The organism is Pseudomonas sp. 05T35 (genome assembly GCF_056396605.1).
On record NZ_JBFTLU010000895.1, the window covers coordinates 1 to 591 of the forward strand.

Consider the following 591-nt stretch of genomic DNA (forward strand, 5'->3'; position numbering starts at 1 on the left):
CCTTCGGTAACCGAACCGGTCGCCGTCAGGCTCAGGCCGGTGTTGTCGATCGAATCGGTGATCGTGGTGACCGCCGGSGTSGTGCTCGGGGTCAGCTGCTCGAAATTGCCACCGGTGGTGCTTTCAATGGTGGTGCTGACSGTRCTGCCGTTTTTGTAGACGTCGTTGGCCGGGGTGTCGACSWYCACCGWGCCGSTGGTTTTGCCGGCTTCGATGRTGATGGTCGAACCGTTGGACAGGGTCACGGTGACCGGCGTTTGCGCCGGATTGGTCAAGGTGGCGRTGTAGGTGATCTGRCCRCCTTCGGTAACCGAACCGGTCGCCGTCAGGCTCAACCCGGTGTTGTCGATCGAATCGGTGATGGTGGTGACCGCCGGSGTSGTGCTCGGGGTCAACTGYTCGAAGTTGCCGCCGGTGGTGCTTTCGATGGTAGTGCTGACGGTGCTGCCGTTTTTGTAGACGTCATTCGCCGGGGTGTCGACCACCACSGAACCGGAAGTCTTGCCGGCTTCGATGTTGATGACGGCGCCGTTSGACAGGGTCACGCTCATGGCGGTGCCGGCCGGGTTGGTCAGCGTCGCGGTGTAAGTG

The 591-nt window shown here is 62.3% G+C and carries 1 protein-coding gene; it reads right to left on the bottom strand.

Annotation, left to right across the window (positions count from 1 at the left end; genetic code table 11):
• Window positions 1-591, bottom strand: a 591-nt coding sequence (locus tag AC1DH9_RS30535; protein ID WP_477809504.1) for an immunoglobulin-like domain-containing protein, incomplete at both ends; no start/stop codon positions are given.